Annotated in this window: 15 protein-coding genes and 1 pseudogene; 10 read left to right on the plus strand and 6 right to left on the minus strand. The window is 72.0% G+C overall.

The genetic code is table 11. The annotated features are described in order from the left end of the window. Positions 1 to 158: 158 nt before the first annotated feature. Both ACSNN7_RS06895 and ACSNN7_RS06900 read left to right on the plus strand, forming a co-directional pair. On the plus strand, positions 159 to 572 hold the full coding sequence (locus ACSNN7_RS06895; protein WP_436679806.1) for a nuclear transport factor 2 family protein: 414 nt from the start codon (positions 159 to 161) through the stop codon (positions 570 to 572). Positions 573 to 936: 364 nt separating this feature from the next. Then, positions 937 to 3,195, plus strand: coding sequence for a hypothetical protein (locus ACSNN7_RS06900; RefSeq protein ID WP_436679807.1), 2,259 nt, complete (start codon positions 937 to 939; stop codon positions 3,193 to 3,195). Between the two features lie 2 nt (positions 3,196 to 3,197). Here ACSNN7_RS06900 and ACSNN7_RS06905 read toward each other — a convergent pair whose 3' ends face one another. The 4 genes from ACSNN7_RS06905 to ACSNN7_RS06920 form a co-directional block, all read right to left on the minus strand. Next, the gene (locus ACSNN7_RS06905; RefSeq protein WP_436679808.1) at positions 3,198 to 4,358 is read right to left on the minus strand and encodes an FUSC family protein; all 1,161 of its coding nucleotides are present in this window, start codon (positions 4,356 to 4,358) and stop codon (positions 3,198 to 3,200) included. Positions 4,359 to 4,778: 420 nt separating this feature from the next. Next, positions 4,779 to 7,055 (minus strand): catalase/peroxidase HPI, encoded by a 2,277-nt coding sequence (gene katG / locus ACSNN7_RS06910; RefSeq protein WP_436679809.1) that lies wholly within the window; start codon positions 7,053 to 7,055, stop codon positions 4,779 to 4,781. Positions 7,056 to 7,078: 23 nt separating this feature from the next. Next, on the minus strand, positions 7,079 to 7,507 hold the full coding sequence (locus tag ACSNN7_RS06915) for a Fur family transcriptional regulator (RefSeq protein WP_436679810.1): 429 nt from the start codon (positions 7,505 to 7,507) through the stop codon (positions 7,079 to 7,081). Between the two features lie 106 nt (positions 7,508 to 7,613). Further along, on the minus strand, positions 7,614 to 8,672 hold the full coding sequence (locus ACSNN7_RS06920) for a saccharopine dehydrogenase family protein (RefSeq protein ID WP_436679811.1): 1,059 nt from the start codon (positions 8,670 to 8,672) through the stop codon (positions 7,614 to 7,616). 100 nt (positions 8,673 to 8,772) lie between these two features. Between ACSNN7_RS06920 and ACSNN7_RS06925 the strand changes: the two genes are divergently transcribed. Next, the gene (locus ACSNN7_RS06925) at positions 8,773 to 9,723 is read left to right on the plus strand and encodes a helix-turn-helix domain-containing protein (protein ID WP_436679812.1); all 951 of its coding nucleotides are present in this window, start codon (positions 8,773 to 8,775) and stop codon (positions 9,721 to 9,723) included. Positions 9,724 to 9,804: 81 nt separating this feature from the next. Here the strand turns inward: ACSNN7_RS06925 and ACSNN7_RS06930 are convergent, their stop codons facing one another. Further along, a complete protein-coding gene (locus ACSNN7_RS06930; RefSeq protein WP_436679813.1) occupies positions 9,805 to 12,111 on the minus strand; it encodes an LLM class flavin-dependent oxidoreductase in 2,307 nt (768 codons plus the stop codon). 171 nt (positions 12,112 to 12,282) lie between these two features. On the opposite strand from ACSNN7_RS06930, the gene ACSNN7_RS06935 reads away from it, so the two are divergent. Both ACSNN7_RS06935 and ACSNN7_RS06940 read left to right on the plus strand, forming a co-directional pair. After that, complete coding sequence (locus ACSNN7_RS06935) at positions 12,283 to 12,810, plus strand: MarR family winged helix-turn-helix transcriptional regulator (RefSeq protein WP_436679814.1); 528 nt, start codon at positions 12,283 to 12,285, stop codon at positions 12,808 to 12,810. Between the two features lie 65 nt (positions 12,811 to 12,875). Continuing rightward, entirely contained in the window at positions 12,876 to 13,859 is a 984-nt protein-coding gene (locus ACSNN7_RS06940) for a 2-dehydropantoate 2-reductase (RefSeq protein WP_436679815.1), read from the plus strand. Between the two features lie 84 nt (positions 13,860 to 13,943). Here the strand turns inward: ACSNN7_RS06940 and ACSNN7_RS06945 are convergent, their stop codons facing one another. Continuing rightward, on the minus strand, positions 13,944 to 14,384 hold the full coding sequence (locus tag ACSNN7_RS06945) for a MarR family winged helix-turn-helix transcriptional regulator (protein ID WP_436679816.1): 441 nt from the start codon (positions 14,382 to 14,384) through the stop codon (positions 13,944 to 13,946). A gap of 95 nt (positions 14,385 to 14,479) precedes the next feature. Here ACSNN7_RS06945 and wrbA point away from each other — a divergent pair, with 95 nt between their 5' ends. From wrbA to coaD, 5 genes and pseudogenes are all read left to right on the plus strand, one after another. Further along, complete coding sequence (wrbA, locus tag ACSNN7_RS06950) at positions 14,480 to 15,106, plus strand: NAD(P)H:quinone oxidoreductase (RefSeq protein WP_436679817.1); 627 nt, start codon at positions 14,480 to 14,482, stop codon at positions 15,104 to 15,106. 118 nt (positions 15,107 to 15,224) lie between these two features. Continuing rightward, positions 15,225 to 16,597 (plus strand): annotated as a pseudogene (locus ACSNN7_RS06955) (MFS transporter). A 291-nt stretch (positions 16,598 to 16,888) separates the two neighbouring features. Beyond that, complete coding sequence (locus tag ACSNN7_RS06960) at positions 16,889 to 17,074, plus strand: hypothetical protein (protein WP_436679818.1); 186 nt, start codon at positions 16,889 to 16,891, stop codon at positions 17,072 to 17,074. A gap of 8 nt (positions 17,075 to 17,082) precedes the next feature. Continuing rightward, a complete protein-coding gene (locus ACSNN7_RS06965; RefSeq protein ID WP_436679819.1) occupies positions 17,083 to 17,991 on the plus strand; it encodes a hypothetical protein in 909 nt (302 codons plus the stop codon). Between the two features lie 71 nt (positions 17,992 to 18,062). Continuing rightward, positions 18,063 to 18,467 (plus strand): pantetheine-phosphate adenylyltransferase, encoded by a 405-nt coding sequence (gene coaD / locus ACSNN7_RS06970; RefSeq protein WP_436679820.1) that lies wholly within the window; start codon positions 18,063 to 18,065, stop codon positions 18,465 to 18,467. The last annotated feature ends 241 nt before the right edge of the window (positions 18,468 to 18,708 follow it).

Raw genomic sequence — 18,708 nt, forward strand, 5'->3', positions numbered from 1 at the left:
CCCCCCCCCCCCCCCCCCCCCCCCCCCCCCCCCCCCCCCCCGCCCCCCCCCCCCCCCCCCCCCCCCCCCCCCCCCCCGCCCCGTGGGTGCGCCGACCGGTGCAGGAACTGCCCTCCCCCAAGAGAACTGCCATCCCCTCAAGAGAGAAGAACATCGACATGATGAACGCACGTGAGCTGCTGCTGGCGTACACGGAGAACATTTCGAACCCGGACGTGGCGGCGGAGTTGTTCACCGAGGACGGCGCGGTCGAACTGCCCTATCTGGAGTCGTTCGGGGGCGGCTGGCGCTTCGAGGGGCGCGAAGGGGTTCGGCAGTTGCTGACCGGCCTGCTGCAGGCGGTGCCGACCTTCGGCTTCGACGAGGTGAAGATCTTCATGGAGACTCCGGACCAGGTCGTCGGCGAGTGGTCGGTGGAGCGGACCACCGCAGCGGGACGCCCCTTCAGCCAGCTGTACATGGGGCGCCTGGTCGCCGAGAACGGCAAGATCAAGCTGCTCCGTGAGTCGCTCGACCTGGTCCGGGCCGCCCGGTCCATGTTCCCCAACGGCGTCGCCGACATCCCCGCCTGACGGGCTGCCTCGACACCGAGCCGATCCGGCGGTCCGGCGCAGCCGGCCGGAACGGGCCGGCGCATGGCCTCCTGCCCGGCGCCGACGAGGGCTGCGCGTCGCTCGGCGGGACGGCCGGGTTCGCACCGCGAACCCGGCCGCTTCCCGATCGACCGGTGACCGCGGATCCCGCCGGCCCGGCTCGACGGAGGCGGCGGTCGGTGATCGCGTAGACGGTCTCGGTGGTGCAGCCGAGGCGGTGTCTGCGTCGGCGGATCCAGGGTTAGAGCCGGTCGGGTGGGGTAGACCGGCCTTCCGCTCGGCTGGCGGGACCATCCTCAGCCCGCCACCTGCGGTGGGGCCGCCGAGATGTCTCGGAGGGTCGATGTCAGCTGAACCAGCGGGGGTGAGCGGGCCGGCGACTCCGAACGACGTGGTGGAGTTGCGGGTGCACGGCATCGCCGCCGCAGGTGCGAGCGAGGTACTGGGACGGCCGCACGTGCAGCAGGTCGCGGGGGATCGCAGCGCGGGCTTCTACCGCCCCCAACCCGGCTGCTGCGCGACGGCCGGCGGCCCGGGCGGGGTGACCCTGGAGGCGTACCGGTGGAGTGACCTGCCCTCCGGCACCGCGGTGCGGACCCTCTCGCTGCTGTTCCTGCTGCCGTTCCTGCTGCTCAACGTGGCGATCTGGATGCGCCCGGGAAACGCGGCCTCCGACGCGGTGGTCAGGTCTCTGTGCCGGGTGCTGGGCCTCACCCTGACCGCCCTCTACGTGCTGGCCGCCGTCGGCGTCGCGCTGGACCTCGTCGCCTGGCAGTGCATGTCCTCCGCGGCCTGTCTGTCCGGTCGTAGCTGGCTGTCCTGGCTGGGTGAACGTCCCACCGGGTTGCGGCTGGTGGTGCTGGCGCTGGTGCCGGCCGCCGCCATCGGCCTGATCTGGTGGTCCAGCACGCGCCCGGGGCGGTCGTTCACGGCGTTCCGGGCGCCGGACAGCACGGTGTCCGGGCATCCGCTCGGCACGGTCGGCCAGTGGGACGCCGAGCCACTGGTGGGACGGCTACGCTCGATCCACATCGCTGCGGCGTTCGCGACCCTGGACGGCAGCCTGCTGGCCGCCCGGGCCGCACAGGGCGCCTCAGCCGTCACGGTCGTGCTGGCGGTGGCGACGGGAGGAGTCCTGGTCACCGGGGTGGCCCTGCTCTGCACTCCCCCGCTGATCGACCGGGCCCCCGCGAACCGGCGGCTCGACGGTGCCGCCCGCCTGCTGCGGACGACCGCCGTCGGTCTCACCGTCGCGGTCTGCGCCCACGTCCTGACCAGCCCCACGCCCTGGCAGGAGGGGGGTGGCCTGCCCGGCTACGGCTCGACCCTCACCTGGATGTTCATCGGTCATGCCGGGCTGCTGGCCGCCCTGGCCGCCGCGCTGTTGTGGCGCCGTGACCGACAACCGGGCCACCGGCCGCTGCTCGGGCTGGGCGCGCTGGCGACCGCGACCGCGGCCGCCAGTCTCGCGGTGGCGTTCTCCGCCGAACTCGTCCATTGGGTTGCCGACTACCTGGACCGGACCGCATCGACCTCACCGGACGTGGTCCCCCGCCCGGCAGCTGCGTACACCTGGGCGATCTACGGCTTCTTCCGGGCGGCGCTGATCACGCTGCTTGTCGCCGGCGCGCTGACCCTGCTCTCCCGGCGCGACCGCTCCCGCGCGGCGGCCGCGATCGTCGCCCGCGACTTCCCGGATCCGCCGGCGGAAGCCGCGCCCCGGCTGCGGCAGGTGCAGCAGGCGATCGTCCGGGCCCGGTTCACCGAATGGCTGATGCCGCTGGCCGTGGTCTACGCCTGCCTGGCCGGGCTCAGCGCGGCAAACACCGCACTGGACCTGCTCGGGCTGTATCCGGGTGACGCGATCGAGCGGTACGCAGGGGTGCCGGCCGGCCTGGTCGACTTCGGCATCGGGATCGGCAGCTACCTGATCGCGGCGACCATGCTCGGTCTGGTCATCGGCGGACTCTTCGCCTACCGGACCGCCGGGTTCCGGCGCCACATCGGGGTGCTCTGGGACCTGACCACCTTCTGGCCTCGCGCGGCCCACCCCTTCGCACCGCCCTGCTACGCCGAACGGGCCGTGCCGGAGCTGGTACGACGCATCACCTACCTGGTCGAGAGCGGCAGCGCCGTCCTGATCGCCGGGTACAGCCACGGCTCCGTGCTGGTCACCGCCACCGTTCTCCAACTGCCGCCGCACGTCAACGGCCGGGTCGCCCTGCTCACCTACGGCTCACCACTGCGGCGGCTCTACGCCCGGCTCTTCCCCGCCTACGTCGACGACGACATGCTGCACGACGTGGGCGGCCGAGTCGGCTGGCGATGGTTGAACCTGTGGCGCGACACCGACCCGATCGGCGGATGGGTCTTCTCCGGCCACCGACCGGAGGAGCCGCGCATCGTCACCGGCCCGGCCGCGACGGTGGACCGCCGCCTCCGAGACCCCAGCGACGTGGTCGTTCCGCCCAGCGACAGCGTCCCGCCACCGATCAAGGGACACGGGCCGCGCGAGTCCGACGAACCGTACATCGAGGCGGCGCTCGATCTGGTCGAGCGCCTCCGCCGGCCGACGGGCCCAGGCCGATCGGCCGGACCATGAACTCACCGCCGTCGCGCCGACGCATCGGGCGCCGGGCGCGGATGATCGGCGCCCTCGCCGGTGGTGCCGCTCTGCCCGGCTCGGTGCGCCGGGTCCGGCAGCCTGCCGAAGGCGCACCGGACCTGGCTGTTGGCGTCCGCCTGGGAGAGGCCGGACGCCACGAGCAGGTCGCTGGCCGTGGTGCGGATCTGGGCGAGGACGACGGTCCCGGAGAAGCCGATGTCGTCGCCGTACGCTGCGCCGGCATGGGCAACGGCTTGCAGGGCCTTCGCCCGCGCATGCCGCGGCTCCCGCCGGGCCGCGAACTCGTCCCGGAGGATCCGCACCGCCCCGGCAAGTGCGAGGACCGCGTTGATCATCGCTGCGGGGACCGGCTCCCGGTCCTCGATGACGGTGACGGCCCGACGGATCATCGTCCCGCTGTTGCCCATCGCCCGCTCCAACGGCTCGGCCGTTCGGGCGTAGTGACTGAGCACGCCGTGCCGGTGCCGCCAGGACAACGGGGACAGCCGGGTGACCTCCCGTGCGCCCGCCACCGCCTCTCGCAGCACCCGGAGTTCCTCCTGGTTGTCGCGCAGCCGGTCCCGGGCACGGATCGCCCGCTCGATGTCGCGTTCGCACAGGGCCGCTGCCGTCTCCGTCAGCTGGTCGACCAGCGTCCGCAGCGCCGGTCCGGCAGCACGCCTGACGACTCTCAACGGGTTGACCGGCAGGAGGATCGCCGTGGCCAGTGCGACACCACCGCCGAGCAGCGCGTCGACGAACCGGGAGAACTCCACGTTCGGTGCCTGCGGGCTCAAGGTGGTGATCAGTACGGCGGTGCTCGCCGTCTGGATCACCACCGCCGCCCGACTGCTGAGGGCGAAGGCGGTGAGGATCGACATGACAACGACCAGGCCGAGCTGCCAGGGCCCGATGCCGATCAGCGACAGCAGCGCATCGCCGACCAGCACCCCCAGCGCCACGCCCACGACCAGCTCGACGATGCGCCGTACCCGCTGCCCCACGGACACGGCCAAGGTCCCGACCGCCGCGAGCGGAGCGAACACGGGACTGGGATTGCCGGTCAGTTCGTGCGACAGCAGCCACGCGGTCACCGCGGCGATGCCCGCCTGCAGGGCCACGATGCCCCCGCCGTACACCCGGACCGCCCGCTCCCGCACCTTGAGCCGTTGGACGAGCCGGTCCTCGGCGGCACCCCGTCCACCCCCCCGCGGGAGCCGTTCCCAGCGCGAACGGGGACTGCCCTTCAGGTCTCGGCGCCGTGGCACCTGTTGACGCATGACGCGCTCTACCCGTGAACGCACGCCGGTACACGGCCGATGGCGAGCGGCGAGCGCGATGACCGTGACGGTACGGATGACGGCTGATGCACCAGGGATGGACGTCAGGCGCTTTTCATCGCGGCGGGCGGCAGTGCGGCGGACGGCGAGGTACTCGCCCTGTCCCGCGGGCGGGTGCGAACGGGTCGAGCGCGGCCGCCACAGCCGGTTCCGTGACCGGCCGGATGACCGGAGTCGATCATGGACGAGCCCCGGTCGATCGCTTGGCGGATCGACCGGGGCTCGTCGGGTGAAGCCGGGTCAGGCGAGGTCGAACCGGTCGAGCTCCATGACCTTGGTCCAGGCTGCGACGAAGTCGGTGACGAACTTGTCGCGCGCGTCCTGGCTGGCGTAGACCTCCGCGAGGGCCCGCAACTGCGAATTGGAGCCGAAGATGAGGTCGACCGCGGTGGCGGTCCACTTCACCTCGTCGGTGGTCAGGTCCCGGATCTCGTACACGTGCTCGTCGGACTCCGACGCCTTCCACCGGGTGCCCGGGGAGAGCAGGTTGGTGAAGAAGTCGTTGGTGAGCACGCCGGGCCGGTCGGTGAGGACACCGTGCCGGACGCCGCCGGAGTTGGCGCCGAGGGCGCGCAGGCCGCCGACGAGGACCGTCATCTCGGGAGCGGTCAGGTTGAGCATGTAGGCACGGTCGACGAGCAGCACCTCCGGCTGGGTCTTCTCGCCGGAGCGCAGGTAGTTGCGGAACCCGTCGGCGCGCGGCTCGAGCACCCGGAAGGACTCGACGTCGGTCTGCTCCTGGGTGGCGTCGGTGCGGCCCGGCCGGAACGGCACGGTCACCTCGACGCCGGCGTCGCGCGCCGCCTTCTCGACGGCGGCCGAGCCGGCCAGCACGATCAGGTCCGCGAGCGAGATCTTCGCGCCGCCGGCGGAGTTGAACTCCCGCTGGATGCCCTCGAGGGTCTCCAGGACCGTCGCGAGCTGCTCGGGCTGGTTGACCTCCCAGCTGCGCTGCGGCTCGAGACGGATCCGCGCGCCGTTGGCGCCGCCGCGCTTGTCGGTGGACCGGTAGCTCGCGGCGGAGGCCCAGGCGGTGGAGACCAACTGGTCGGTCGTGAGACCGGCCTGGAGGACCTTCGCCTTGAGGGCGGCGACGTCGGCATCACCGACGAGCTCGTGGTCGACGGCCGGCACCGGGTCCTGCCACAGCTGGGGCTCGGCGACCCACGGCCCGAGGAAGCGGCTGACCGGACCCATGTCGCGGTGCAGCAGCTTGTACCAGGCCTTGGCGAACGCCAGCGCGAACTCGTCGGGGTTCTCCAGGAAGCGGCGCGAGATCTTCTCGTACGCCGGGTCGACGCGCAGCGCCAGGTCGGTCGTGAGCATCGTCGGCTTGTGCTTCTTCGTCGGGTCGTGGGCGTCCGGGATGATCGCCTCGGCGTCCTTGGCGACCCACTGCTTCGCACCGCCGGGGCTCGTGGTGAGCTCCCACTCGAAGCCGAAGAGGATCTCGAAGAAGCGGTTGCTCCACTGCGTCGGCCGGTCGGTCCAGGTCACCTCCAGACCGCTGGTGATCGTGTCAGCGCCCTTGCCGGTGCCGTAGGTGCTCAACCAGCCCAGACCCTGCGCCTCCAGCGGGGCGCCCTCGGGCTCGGGGCCCACGTGGTCGTCGGCGACGCCGGCGCCGTGGGTCTTGCCGAAGGTGTGGCCACCGGCGATGAGGGCGACGGTCTCCTCGTCGTTCATCGCCATCCGGGCGAAGGTCTCGCGGATGAAGTGCGCCGCCGCGGCGGGGTCCGCGTTGCCGTTGGGGCCCTCCGGGTTGACGTAGATGAGACCCATCTCGGTCGCCCCGACGCCTTCGGCCATCTCCCTCTCGGAGACGTAGCGCTCGTCACCCAGCCAGGTGTCCTCCGGGCCCCAGAAGATCTCCTCGGGCTCCCAGACGTCCTCCCGGCCGAAGCCGAAGCCGAAGGTCTTGAAGCCCATCGACTCCAGGGAGACGTTGCCGGCGAGCACGAGCAGGTCGGCCCACGAGATCTTCTGGCCGTACTTCTGCTTGACCGGCCACAGCAGCCGGCGGGCCTTGTCCAGGTTGGCGTTGTCCGGCCAGCTGTTGAGCGGGGCGAAGCGCTGACCACCGTCACCGGCGCCGCCGCGACCGTCGTGGATGCGGTAGGTGCCCGCGGCGTGCCAGCTCATCCGGATCATCAGGCCGCCGTAGTGACCGAAATCGGCCGGCCACCAGTCCTGCGAGGTGGTCAGCACCTCGGTGATGTCCCGCTTGAGGGCCTCGACGTCGAGCTTGGCGAACTCCCTGGCGTAGCTGAAGTCCGGCCCCAGCGGGTTGACCTTCGACGAGTGGGCGTGCAGCACCGAGAGGTCGAGCTGGTTGGGCCACCAGTCCCGGTTGGTGCGCGGACGACCACCGGTCTTCGGGGTCGGCGAGTCGATCGCCGGGTTCTCGCTCTCGCTGCCGTGCGCGGTGACGGAGTCGTGCGCGACCGGGCAGCCGGCCGCCTCCTTCTTGTCCACGCCCTGCGCGCTGGAGGGCCTGTTCTCCTGGGTGTCGCTCATCTACTTCCTTCCGAGCCGGCTGATCACTGGGAGGTGCGTTCGGCCGCACAGTCGGGGCAGGTGCCCCAGTAGACGACCTCCGCCTCGTCGACCACGAACCCGTGGTCGTCCGAGGCGGTGAGACAGGGAGCGTCGCCGACCGCGCAGTCGACGTCGGCGATCGCGCCGCAGGAGCGGCACACGACATGGTGGTGGTTGTCCCCCACCCGCGACTCGTACCGGGCGGTCGCACCGGTGGGCTGGATGCGCCGCACCAGACCGGCGTCGGTGAGCGCCCGCAGCACGTCGTAGACGGCCTGGTGGGAGACCGTGGGCTGGTCCGCCCGTACCAGCGCGATCACCGTGTCGGTGTCGACGTGCGGATGGTCGCGCAGCGCGGCGAGCACCGCCAGCCGGGGCCGGGTCACACGCAACGAGACCGCCCGCAGCTGGGTCTCGAAGTCGGGCGCCATGCGACGAACATAGCCCACTTTTCTGGAATGAATCAAGTTTTTCGCGAGTCTCGACCCGGCGTGTTCCGACCCAGTTTCGACCCAGGCCCGGTCGCACCGGCCATGATCAGGCGAACTGCGGCGCGGGAGACTCCTGGGTCGGTTCGAGTGTGAGGTGCGCCGAGAGCGCGCGGAGGAAGTCGGGCGCGTCGAAGATCGCGCCGGCGGAGGCGACCCCGCTCGTCCTCGTCCGACCACCGAGCAGGCGATGGACCGCCTCGACCGCCAGCGGCGCGCTGACGGCGTAGATGTCCCGGCCCCTGGCGACGACGCGTCGTTGCACGTCGCCGCGGCGCACGATGACGTCGACGGTGAAGGTCTGCGCGGACCGGCCGCGCTCGTCGACGGCGGCCGGTGCCGTCGCGCCCGGAGCAGCCAGGTCCCCGGCCGCGCCGGTGGTCATGTACGTGCGCACCTCGGGGATGGGCAGGTGGCTGGGGACGGTGACGACGTCGGCCATCGTGAACTCGCCGAGTACGGTCCGGCGGCCCAGCGGAGCGGGAAAGTCCCATTCCATGCTCGGCAGGTCGCGCTCGTCGACGTAGTACTCCAGCCGGCCACCGGTGTAGCGGACCCGCCGGCCGTCGCGCCGCTCCCGGGAGACGGTGCCGGAGGCGAGGGTCCCGGCCGTGGGGTGCCAGCTGCTCAATCCGTACGCGACGTGCGCCTCGTCGGCCGCCGTCCAGTCGCCCATCGCCGTCGTGACCAGCAGATCGCCGAGTCCGCCGAAGAACGCCATCGCCGGGACCACTGCCACGCCCGCGGTCCGGGCCCGGTCGGCGAAGTGGGTGAACGTGTCGAGGTTGGCCTCGATCTCGGCCGCCACGTCCACGTACGGGACGCCGGCGCGCAGGGCGGCCTCGATCACCGGACCGGCGGTCGAGGCGAACGGGCCGGCGCAGTTGACGACCGCAACGGCACCCTTCAACGCCTGGTCGAGCGAGGCCGGATCGTCGACCGACGCCACCCGGTGGTCGAGCCCCGGATGCGACGCCGCCAGCGCCTGGAGCTTGCCCGCGTCGCGACCGATCAGAAGCGGGACGTACCCGCGATCGCGCAACTCCGTCACCACGAACCGTCCGGTGTGTCCGTACGCCCCGAACACCGCCACGATCTGAGCCGCCATCTGCGGTTCCTCCCCTTGCCGTATCGACTGAGAAGATCCTCCCGGCAGCGGCCGTACCCGGACCAGTGTCTGGAACGCCATCCCCCGTACAGTTTCGGACATGGCCACCGTCGCGATTGCCGCCACCGAGGCGATGCTGCACTTCGAGCTCGCGATGGCCTGCGAGGTCTTCGTCCGCGACCCCTCCGGCCTGGCAGACCCGTGGTACGACCTCGTGGTCTGCGGTCCGGGCCCGGTCCGGATCGGCAGATTTCAGATGGAACCCGACGACGGGCTGGACCGGCTCGCCCGCGCCGACACCGTGATCATCCCTGCCGTGGAGGACATCGACGCGGAGCTGCCACCCGACCTGCTCGACGCCGTCCGCGCGGCCCACGTGGCGGGCGCGCGGCTGGTCTCGCTGTGCACCGGCGCGTTCGTGCTGGCCGCCGCCGGCGTGCTGGACGGTCTGCGGGCGACCACGCACTGGGCCCACACCGAGGCGCTGGCCGCCCGCTATCCCCGGGTGACGGTCGACCCGGACGTGCTCTACGTCGACAACGGCACCGTGCTCGCCTCCGCCGGCAAAGCCGCCGCGATCGACCTGTGCCTGCACCTGATCCGCCGCGACCACGGCTCGACGGTCGCCAACGCCGTCGCCCGCCGCCTGGTCGTGCCGCCGCACCGCGCCGGCGGCCAGGCCCAGTTCGTCACCACCCCGGTGCCCGCCCGCGACGACCACCCCCTCGCCGACCTCTTGCCCTGGGCGATGGAACGGCTCAACCGCCCGCTGACCGTGGAGGACCTGGCTCGCCAGGCGAACATGAGCTCCCGCAACCTGGCCCGGCACTTCCGGTCGACGACGGGCACCACCCCGCTGCAGTGGCTGTCGACGCAGCGGATCCGCCGGGCCCAGGAACTGCTGGAGAACACCGACCAGAGCATCGACGCCATCGCCGAGGCGGCCGGCATGGGAACCGCCACGACGCTGCGCCGGCACTTCAGCCGGACGGTCGGGGTAGCTCCGGACGCCTACCGTCGCACCTTCCGCAGCGCCGGGCCATCGGCCTGAGACTCTCCATGGGCCGGCAACAGTGCCCGCCATCAGGCCAGTCCGCTGCCGCGTGCACGCCCGGACGTCGACCGTCGAAGGTCAGGTGGCGGGGTCGGCAGCGGCCGGGGGGTCGGCGCGGTCCGCCGGTGGGATGGGGAAGTTGCGGTTGAAGACGTTGTCCGGGTCGTAGGTGGCCTTGACGGCGCGCAGCCGGCTGAGGGTGGGCTCGGGCCAGGCGTCCAGCAGCCGCTCCGGGTCGGTGTCGGACTCGAAGCTGAGGTACATGCCGTCGAGGTGCGGGTACAGCTCGGCCCACAGCTTGTCGAGCCGGAGCCTGCGGTCCGGGACCGTGGCGGCGAGCACGGAGAAGTTCTGCTCCCGGTGCGGGTAGGCGGTCGCGTCGCGGGCGACGTCGTTGACCGCTCCGCCGACGGATCGGAACTGCATGATCATGACGTCACCGGAACGGATCATGGTTGCCATGGCGTCCGCCGCCTGCGGTGTGATGTGGTGCAACAGGCCGCTGTGGGTGTCGTTGAGGCCCTGGCCCCGGTGCCGGTTGCCGGGTGGCACGACGATCGCCGGGTAGGGCACGAGCTGCGCCTGCTGGTCGAGGATGGGCCCGATCTCCAGGAACGGGCTCAGGGCGTACTGCGCCGCCTCGATGTCGTCTCCGGCGTAGACGAGCGTGACCTGGGCCATCGGCGGGTCGCCGCGGCGGCCGGGGAAGAGGGCGAGGAAACTCGTCAGCTCCCGCGGCGCCTCCTCGACGAGCCGGCCCCACCGGCGCAGCAGGTCGGCGGTGTCGGTCGCGTCCGCGACGAGCTGGGCGTAGACGACGTTGCCGACCTCGTACGCCGCCAGCTCCAGGGCGGTGACGACACCGAAGTTGCCACCGGCGCCACGAACGGCCCAGAACAGGTCGGGGTGCTGCTCGTCGTCGACGCGCAGCAGGCGGCCGTCCGCGGTGACGATCTCGGCGGCGACGACGTGGTCGATGGTCAGGCCGTGTTTGCGCACCAGGTATCCGATGCCCGCGGTGGTGGCGAGGCCGCCGACACCCACGTCGCCGTAGTCGCCGGAGCTCATCGCCAGGCCGTACGGCGCGAGCGCCTGGGCCACCTGCCCCCAGCGGGCGCCCGGCTCCAGCCGGATCCGGCGGGTCGTCCGGTCGAGCACCTCGACCTTGTTCATCCTCGACATGTCGATGACGATTCCGCCGTCGTTCGTCGAGCGGCCGCTGATGCCGTGCCCGCCGCTGCGCACGGAGAGCGGGACATGCTGCGTCCGCGCGTACGCCACCGCGTCGACCACCTCGGCGGCGTTCTGCGGGCGGATCACCAGGGCCGGCGATCCGTGCCAGCTGTAGCTGTCGCGCACGTGCTCGTACTCGGGGTCGCCGGGCTCGACGGACCTGGTGGTCAGCGACGCGGGCAGGGCGTCGTAGTCGAGGCCCGGCCGGCGCTCGGCCAGGGCGGCGGCCGGGCGGACCCGTCCGGCGCCGGTCGCGCTCCCCGTGCGCTCCTTGGCGACGGCCTCCCGCAGCGCGGGAGCGATCTCCTGCCCGAAGGCCTGGATGAGTCGTGGGTCGTCCCGGCCGATCAGAAAGGCGCTGAACCCCTCCTCGAGGACCAGCGGCAGCAGCTGGTCGACCCACTGCTCGGCAGGTCCCTGCAGGAAGCCGCGGCTGCGCGACGAGACGTCGACCGTGAACAGATTCAGCAGCCGCCGGACCTGTCCAGGGTCGCGTCCCGCCGCCAGCGCCGCCTCGTCGATGAGCCGGTTGGCGGTCACCCGGTCCGGCGACCGCAGGTACTCCAGCGTCGGCAGCCAGCCGTCGGCCTGCTGGCCGGTCAACGCCAGCATCTTCGGCTGGTACGCGCCGAGCCAGATGCCGATGTCGTGCGCCGGCGCGGGGCCGCGCTGCATGCCCGGGACCGGGTAGTACTTCCCGTCCCGCCGCAGCGGCCCGGAGGCGGCGTCGTCCCAGACCCCGCGCAGGACGTCGATCGCTTCCCGCAGCGCCGCGACGCCCTGCCCCGGCGTCAGCCGGCGACCGCCCATGCCCTCGATCCCGTCTGCGAACGCGCCGGCGCCGAGGCCCAGTTCGAACCGGCCGTGGGAGAGCCGGTCCAGGCTCGCCGCGGCCCGGGCGAGCACGGCCGGTGGACGCAGCGGCAGGTTGAGGACGTTCGCCGAGACCCGCAGCCGCTCCGTACGGGCCGCGACCCAGCTCAGCAGGGTCCAGGTGTCGAGGAACGCGGAGTTGTACGGGTGGTCCTGGAAGGTGGCGAGGTCCAGTCCCGCCGCTTCGGTCAGCTCTGCCAGCGCCACTACCCGGTCCGGGTCCTCGGCACTGGGCGTCAGGAACGTCCCGAACAGGAGTTCGTGACCGTAATCAGGCATTTTTCCATCCCCCCATGATCATGTAATCCGAGTTTATCTGTGCGGCATATCTTTTGTCTCCCAACTCTTTTGTTGTACATCTCATTCCGGCGCCACCGACAGATCTGGCTGCACAACTTTGTGCGCGGCCAAACTTCGTGGTGATCAACGCATCGCGGCTAGCATGGGCGCATGTCCACCCCCGACCCCTGCGAGCTGCCGGCCGACCGCCGGCGCGGTCCGACCTTCGGCTGGTCCCTGGGCATGGTGCTGCGCCGCTGGCACGAGCACGTCGAGGAGGGGCTGAAGGACCTGCCGCACGGCAGCCGGGGCTACCACATCCTGGCCGTCGTCGTACACGAGGAGGTGCCCACGCAGGGGGCCCTGGCCGCCCGCCTGGGCATCGACCGCAGCGTCCTGACGTACGTCATCGACGACCTGGAGAACGCCGGTCTCATCGAGCGGCAACTCGATCCGCGCGACCGGCGCGCCCGCCGGATCGTGGCCACCGAACGCGGGCGTGGCGCACTCGCCGAGGCCGAGCGCCGGGTCGCCCGCGCCGAGGACCACGTGCTGGGCGGGCTGCCCGAGCAGCAGCGCGGCGTCTTCCGCGACCTCGCCGCGCGCGCCGCCGAGGCGATCCACGCCGCCGCACCCGGAACGGACCCGTGCGCCGCGGTGACCAGCGTCCTTCCCCCGGCCGAGCGATCCGCCCGCTGACCGAGGCCTGGCCCTACGACCGCCACCCGGGTGGGCACCGCTTGCCGTAGGTGTAGTTTCGCCCCGTGCGACGTGTCTGCGTGGTCGGGGCCGGTGCGGTCGGCGGCGTGATCGGCGCGCGGCTGGCCCTGGCCGGGCTCCCGGTGTCGGCCCTGGCCAGGAACGAGACGCTGGCTTCGCTGCGTACCCACGGCTGGTTGTTGAGCTCGCGCGACGGCGCACCGCAGGCCGCCCCGGTGGCCGCGGCCACCGACGACGCCGCGGCGCTGGGCCCGCAGGACGTCGTGATCCTCGCGGTGAAGGCGCACCACCTGCCCACGCTCGCGCCCACGCTGGCGCCGCTGCTCACCCCGGAGACCGTGCTGGTCCCGGCGCTGAACGGGGTGCCATGGTGGTTCTTCCACTGCTTCGGCGGCCCACTGGCCGGCACCGGCCTGGACGCGGTCGATCCCGGAGGCGTCGTCTCGAAGTCGCTGCCGCCCGAGCAGGTGATCGGGTGCGTGGTCTACCTCGCCGCCCGCACCCTCAGACCCGGGCACGCCGTGCACACCGCAGGTGACGAGCTGATCATCGGCGAGCCCTCGGGCGTGGCGTCGCCCCGGGCGGCGGCGGTCGCCACGCTGCTGCGCCGCGGCGGGTTCACGGTGACGGTGTCGGAGTCGATCCAGCGGGACGTCTGGTTCAAGCTCTGGGGCAACACGACCATGAACCCGATCTCCGCGCTGACCGGAGCCACCGCCGATCGCATCCTCGACGACGCGCTGGTCACCACGTTCGTGGAGCGGGTCATGACGGAGGCGGCCGAGATCGGTGTGCGGATCGGCTGCCCGCTCTCCCAGACCGTCGCGGAGCGCACCGAGGCCACCCGGCGGCTCGGCGCCTTCAAGACCTCCATGCTCCAGGACGCCGAGGCCGGTCGCACCATCGAGCTGGACGCCCTGGTCACCGCCGTCGCTGAGATCGGCGCGCTGACCGGCGCGCCCACCCCGTACCTGGACGCGCTGCTCGGCCTCACCCGCCTCGCCGCCCGCGAGCGCGGCCTCTACTGACCGAAGCCCCGGCAGACCGCGAGCAAAGGGTCGCCGTTCGCCGAGCACCTGCTGCAGGATCCGGCGTACGGCGTGCTGCGCCGGCTAGGCGGGCGGCATGCCGCTGACGTTGGTGGACATGGTGTGCACGATGCCGGGTAGTTGCCCCAGCACCCCGGCGGGCAGACCACGCACCGTCTCTTCCGCGAGGGTGACCCAGAGCTGCCGGATCTGATCGGCCAGCGCCTTGCCGCTGTCCGTCAGCGCGACGACGGTGGCGCGCTTGTCGACCGGGTCGGGCGTGCGCCGGATGTGCCCGGAGGCCTCCAGCTTGCGGGTCATCAGCGTGACGCTGGGTGGTTCGCAGCCGAGCGCCTGGCTGAGCTGGGCCTGGATGCGCGGGCCGGTCCGGTCGAGTTCGAGCAGTAGAGCCTCCTGGCCGGGGTGCAGGCCGAGCGGGGCCAGCAACTGCGCCGCCCGGGCCCGGTGACGCAGGCTGAGCAGGCGGATCGCCTGGTTGAGGGCGTCGGCGTACTCCGGATCCATGGAACCTCCTTGACAACCGCATTCGTTATGCGCATAAGGTTATGCGAGTAACAGTTACGCGCGTAACTAATCCTACACATCATCGAGGAGCCGACATGACGGTGAAGGTCGCGGTCATCTACTACAGCTCGACGGGCACGGTCCACGCCCTCGCCGAGGCGGTCGCCGAGGGCGCCACCTCGGCCGGGGCGGAGGTACGGCTGCGCCGGGCCGCCGAGCTGGCGCCCGCCGAGGCCATCGACCAGAACCCGCGGTGGCGCCGGCACGCCGACGCCACCGCCTCGGTCCCGGTGGCCGAGCTCGACGACCTGTCCTGGGCCGATGCGTACGCCTTCGGCACGCCGACCCGGTTCGGCACACCGGCCGCGCAGCTCAAGCAGTTCATCGACCAGGCCGGCGGCCTGTGGCGCGAGGGCGTGCTGGCCGACAAGGCGGTGACGGCCTTCACCTCGGCCTACAACCGGCACGGCGGCAGCGAGGCCACGATCCTCGCGCTCGGCAACGTCTTCTACCACTGGGGCGCGGTGATCGTTCCGCCCGGCTTCACCGACGCGACGGTGTACGCCGCCGGGGGCAACCCGTACGGCACCGTCTCGACCGGCGGCGAGGGCGCCGACGTCGCGGCCCTCGCCGCCGCCCGCTACCAGGGTCAGCGGCTGGCCCATGTCGCCGTCCGGCTGAAGGGCGCTCCCCTCGTCGCGGGCGCCGCCCAGGTTGCCTGAGCCGCGAGCCGGCGAAGCGGAGGAAGTCATGACGAGTACCCGCACCGAGAACCAGCCGGTCACGCCGTACACCGGCCCGGCCTGGCTGGTGCTCGCACTGGCGTGCGCCTGCCAGTTCATGGTGATTCTCGACGTGTCGATCGTCAACGTCGCGCTGCCGTCGGTGCAGCGCGACCTCGGGTTCACCGACACCGGGCTGGCCTGGGTGGTGAACGGCTACGTGCTGGCGTTCGCCGGCTTCATGCTCCTGGGCGGCCGCGCGGCCGACCTGTTCGGTCACCGCCGCATGCTGGTGTCCGGGCTCGCCCTCTTCTCCCTGGCCAGCCTGGCCGCGGGCCTGGCGACCGACCCGGAGATGCTGGTCGCCGCCCGGGCGGTGCAGGGTCTGGGCGGCGCCATGCTGGCCCCGGCCACCCTTGCCGTGGTCACCACCTGCTTCTCCGAGGGGCCGGAACGCGCCCGGGCGTTCGGGGCGTGGTCGCCGCGGGCGGCGTCGGCGGCATGGTCGGTGCAGTGGCCGGCGGTGTGCTGACGGCCGGGCTCTCCTGGCGGTGGGTCTTCCTGATCAACGTACCGATCGGGGTGGTGCTGGTCGCGGTGGCGATGACGTCGCTGATCGCGCGGGCCGGCCGGCGCGAGTCGCTGGACCTGGCCGGTGCGATCACCGGCACGGCCGGCCTGACGGCGCTGGTCTACGGCGTCATGCAGACCGCCGATCACGAGTGGGGATCCCCGCAGGTGCTCGTCCCGGTCCTGGCCGGTGTGCTCCTGCTGGTGGCGTTCCTGGTGGTGGAGAAGCGGTTCGCGACGGCGCCGATGATGCCCCTGCGGCTGTTCACGAACCGAAGCGTTGCGGTCAGCAACGCGATGCTCCTGCTGTTCGGCGGCATCGCCATCGCGATGTGGTTCTTCACCTCGCTGTTCATGCAGAACGTGCTGGGTTACCGCGCGCTCGGCGCCGGGCTGGGACAGACACCGGCCGCGGTCATGTTCGTGGTGGTCGCCCGGTTCGCCGCCGGCCGGCTTTCACGGACCGGCGCGCGCCCGCTGGTGCTGGCCGGGTGCGCGTGCTTCGTGGCCGGGTTCGGCTGGCTCTCGCAGGCCGACGCGGGCAGCCGTTACGTCGTCGGCGTCCTGACCCCGACCCTGCTCGTCGCGATCGGCATCGGCCTGGTGTTCCCGGCGCTGATGGCGTCGACGACCGCCGATGTCGCGCCGCACGACGCAGGCATCGTCGGCGGCCTGGCCAACACCGCCGGCCAGGTCGGCGGTTCGGTGGCGCTCGCGGTGTTCGCGACCGCGGCCGCCGCCCGGGCCGCCGCGCACGACAGCGCGCGCTCCTCGCCCGAGGCACTGGCCGCCGGATATGAGCTGGTCTTCGGCCTGGCGGTCGGAGTCGCCCTGGCGATCGCCGCGGTGAGCCTGCTCCTGCCCGCGCGGCAGCGGAGCGCACCCCCGACGCCGGGTGACGTCGCGTCGCCCACGCGGTGACCAGCTACGTGGCCGACCGTCACCGGGTCGACATGATCTTTCTGCCAGCCCGCGCGCCGCCGCGACTCGGCGCCTTGATGACGGACTTGTGATCAGTGGTGCGAGGGTCACGTCCAATGCTCCGGGACGGACATCCAGGTGGGGTACGACGTGCGGGAATCATTCGTCGTCGCCGATGCCGACGGGACTGTCGAGAGGCTGCTCGGGTTGCTCCGCACGGGGGGACGCAATCCCGGAACTGGCTCGCGACCTGTCCGATCAGTGCGGCCGTGACGTGCCGGTCGGCGCGTCATGGCCGCGCTGCAGGCGCTCGACGGGCAGCGCCTGCCCGAGGACGGCGCACGGCTCGGACGGCTGGGCGAGAAGGTTACCGGCCGCCACTTCTCGGGGCTGTTCCATGATCAGCCCGGGGTTGGCAACCGTGCATCGCCAACGCGCTGGTCAGGCTCGCACTGCCGCAATGGGCCCGTGACATGATTGCGCCCATGGGGAAGCAGCAGGACGTCGGCGGGCCCGATCGTCACAGCGGGTCAGATACCACCGACCACCGTGCGGCCGGTGGGAGCGTCGACGCGCGGCTCGCCCTCGCGCAGGACCCCGCAACGCCACAGCTGACCCTCATCGACCTGGCGTCCGACCCGTCGGCCGTGGTCCGTAAGACGGTCGCGGCCCGGACCGACGCACCCGCCCAGGCACTGCGACCGCTGGCCCGGGACCATGATCGTCAGGTCCGGGAGGCCGTGGCGAGAAACCCTTCGACCTCGGTCGGCAACCTCCTGCGCCTGGTCAAAGACGCCGACCGGTGGGTCCGCTGGGCGGTCGCCGGCAACCCCGCTTGCGACGAGTCGGTGCGCCGGGTCATGTCAGAGGCACCCGACAAGGAGCTTCGTGGCCTTCTCGCCGAGACGCGGGAGTTGGAGCCCGATCTGGCCGCCAGGCTGATCGACGACGTCTCACCCGAGGTACGGGAACGACTCGCCACCCACACCCACGACCCTGAGGTGATCACCGCCCTGATGGCCGATCGCACCGCACGCGTACGCAAGGGGGTCGCCCGCAACCCGCGGACCACCGCCGAGCAGCGCAGCGCGCTTGCCCAGGACCCCGTGGTCGACGTCCGTGCCGCGCTGGTCCGCGCGGTCGAGCTGGACGAGGAGGATCTGGAACGCCTGGTTGACGACCGTTCGGTGCAGGTCCGACTGGCGATGGCACAGTCCGAGGTCATTCCGCCGCACATCCGGCGGGCCCTCGAACGTGATCCCGACGAGACGGTGGCCGGCGCGGCGCGGGATTTCCGCCCGGCGTCTGGCACCTCCCCCGTGGTACGGGCTCCACGCGTCGGTCACCGGCCCTCCGGGACTGGCCCGGGTCGACCGGGTGGCACCGCGCGCTGAGGGCGGCGGCCGTGACACCCGAACCGTCGACAGGGCCACGTCCGGCAGCCCGCACCCCCGGTCGGGTACGCGTGCGAGCCGTCTACCCCGGCACCTTCGATCCCTTCACTGCCGGGCATCTGGATGTGGTGAACCGGGCACGCGACCTCTTCGACGAAGTGGTCGTGCTCGTCGCGGTCAACAGCACCAAGCATCCGGGCACCGACGAAGAGCAGCGAGCGGCCGCTGTTCGGGCCGATCTGCCGGTCGAGTGGACCTCCGTCACCGTTGTGGCCTGGAGCGGACTGACCTCCACCTACTGCCGTCTCCATGAGGTAGGAGTGATCGTCCGCGGCGTGCGTAACACCACCGACCTTCAGGCCGAGTACCAGCTCGCCGCGATGAATGAATCGCTGGGTGTCCCCACGGTATTGCTGCCTGCGCAGCCCGAGCTGGCCGCGGTGTCGTCGACTGCGGTACGCACGCTAGGAAGCTGACCTTCGTCCACGCAGCCGTAGGCTGCCGGCCAGCGGCGACCCCTCGTCGGTCCGCCGCCGGTCCGTAATTCGGACTCCGACTCACCTACCAAGCAGAAACGCAAACGGTGCGCGCTGAAACGAATCTCGCCCGTGGTCGGCCCGATGGTCGGCGTGGCTGGAGATGCAAGGTTCGGCGGACCCGGACGAGGTCGGCCTCGACGGTCTCTGGGCTGATGAGCCGACGCGGGATGCGTCAAGG

The sequence above is a fragment of the Micromonospora sp. URMC 105 genome, assembly GCF_051386295.1.
Lineage (GTDB): Bacteria > Actinomycetota > Actinomycetes > Mycobacteriales > Micromonosporaceae > Micromonospora.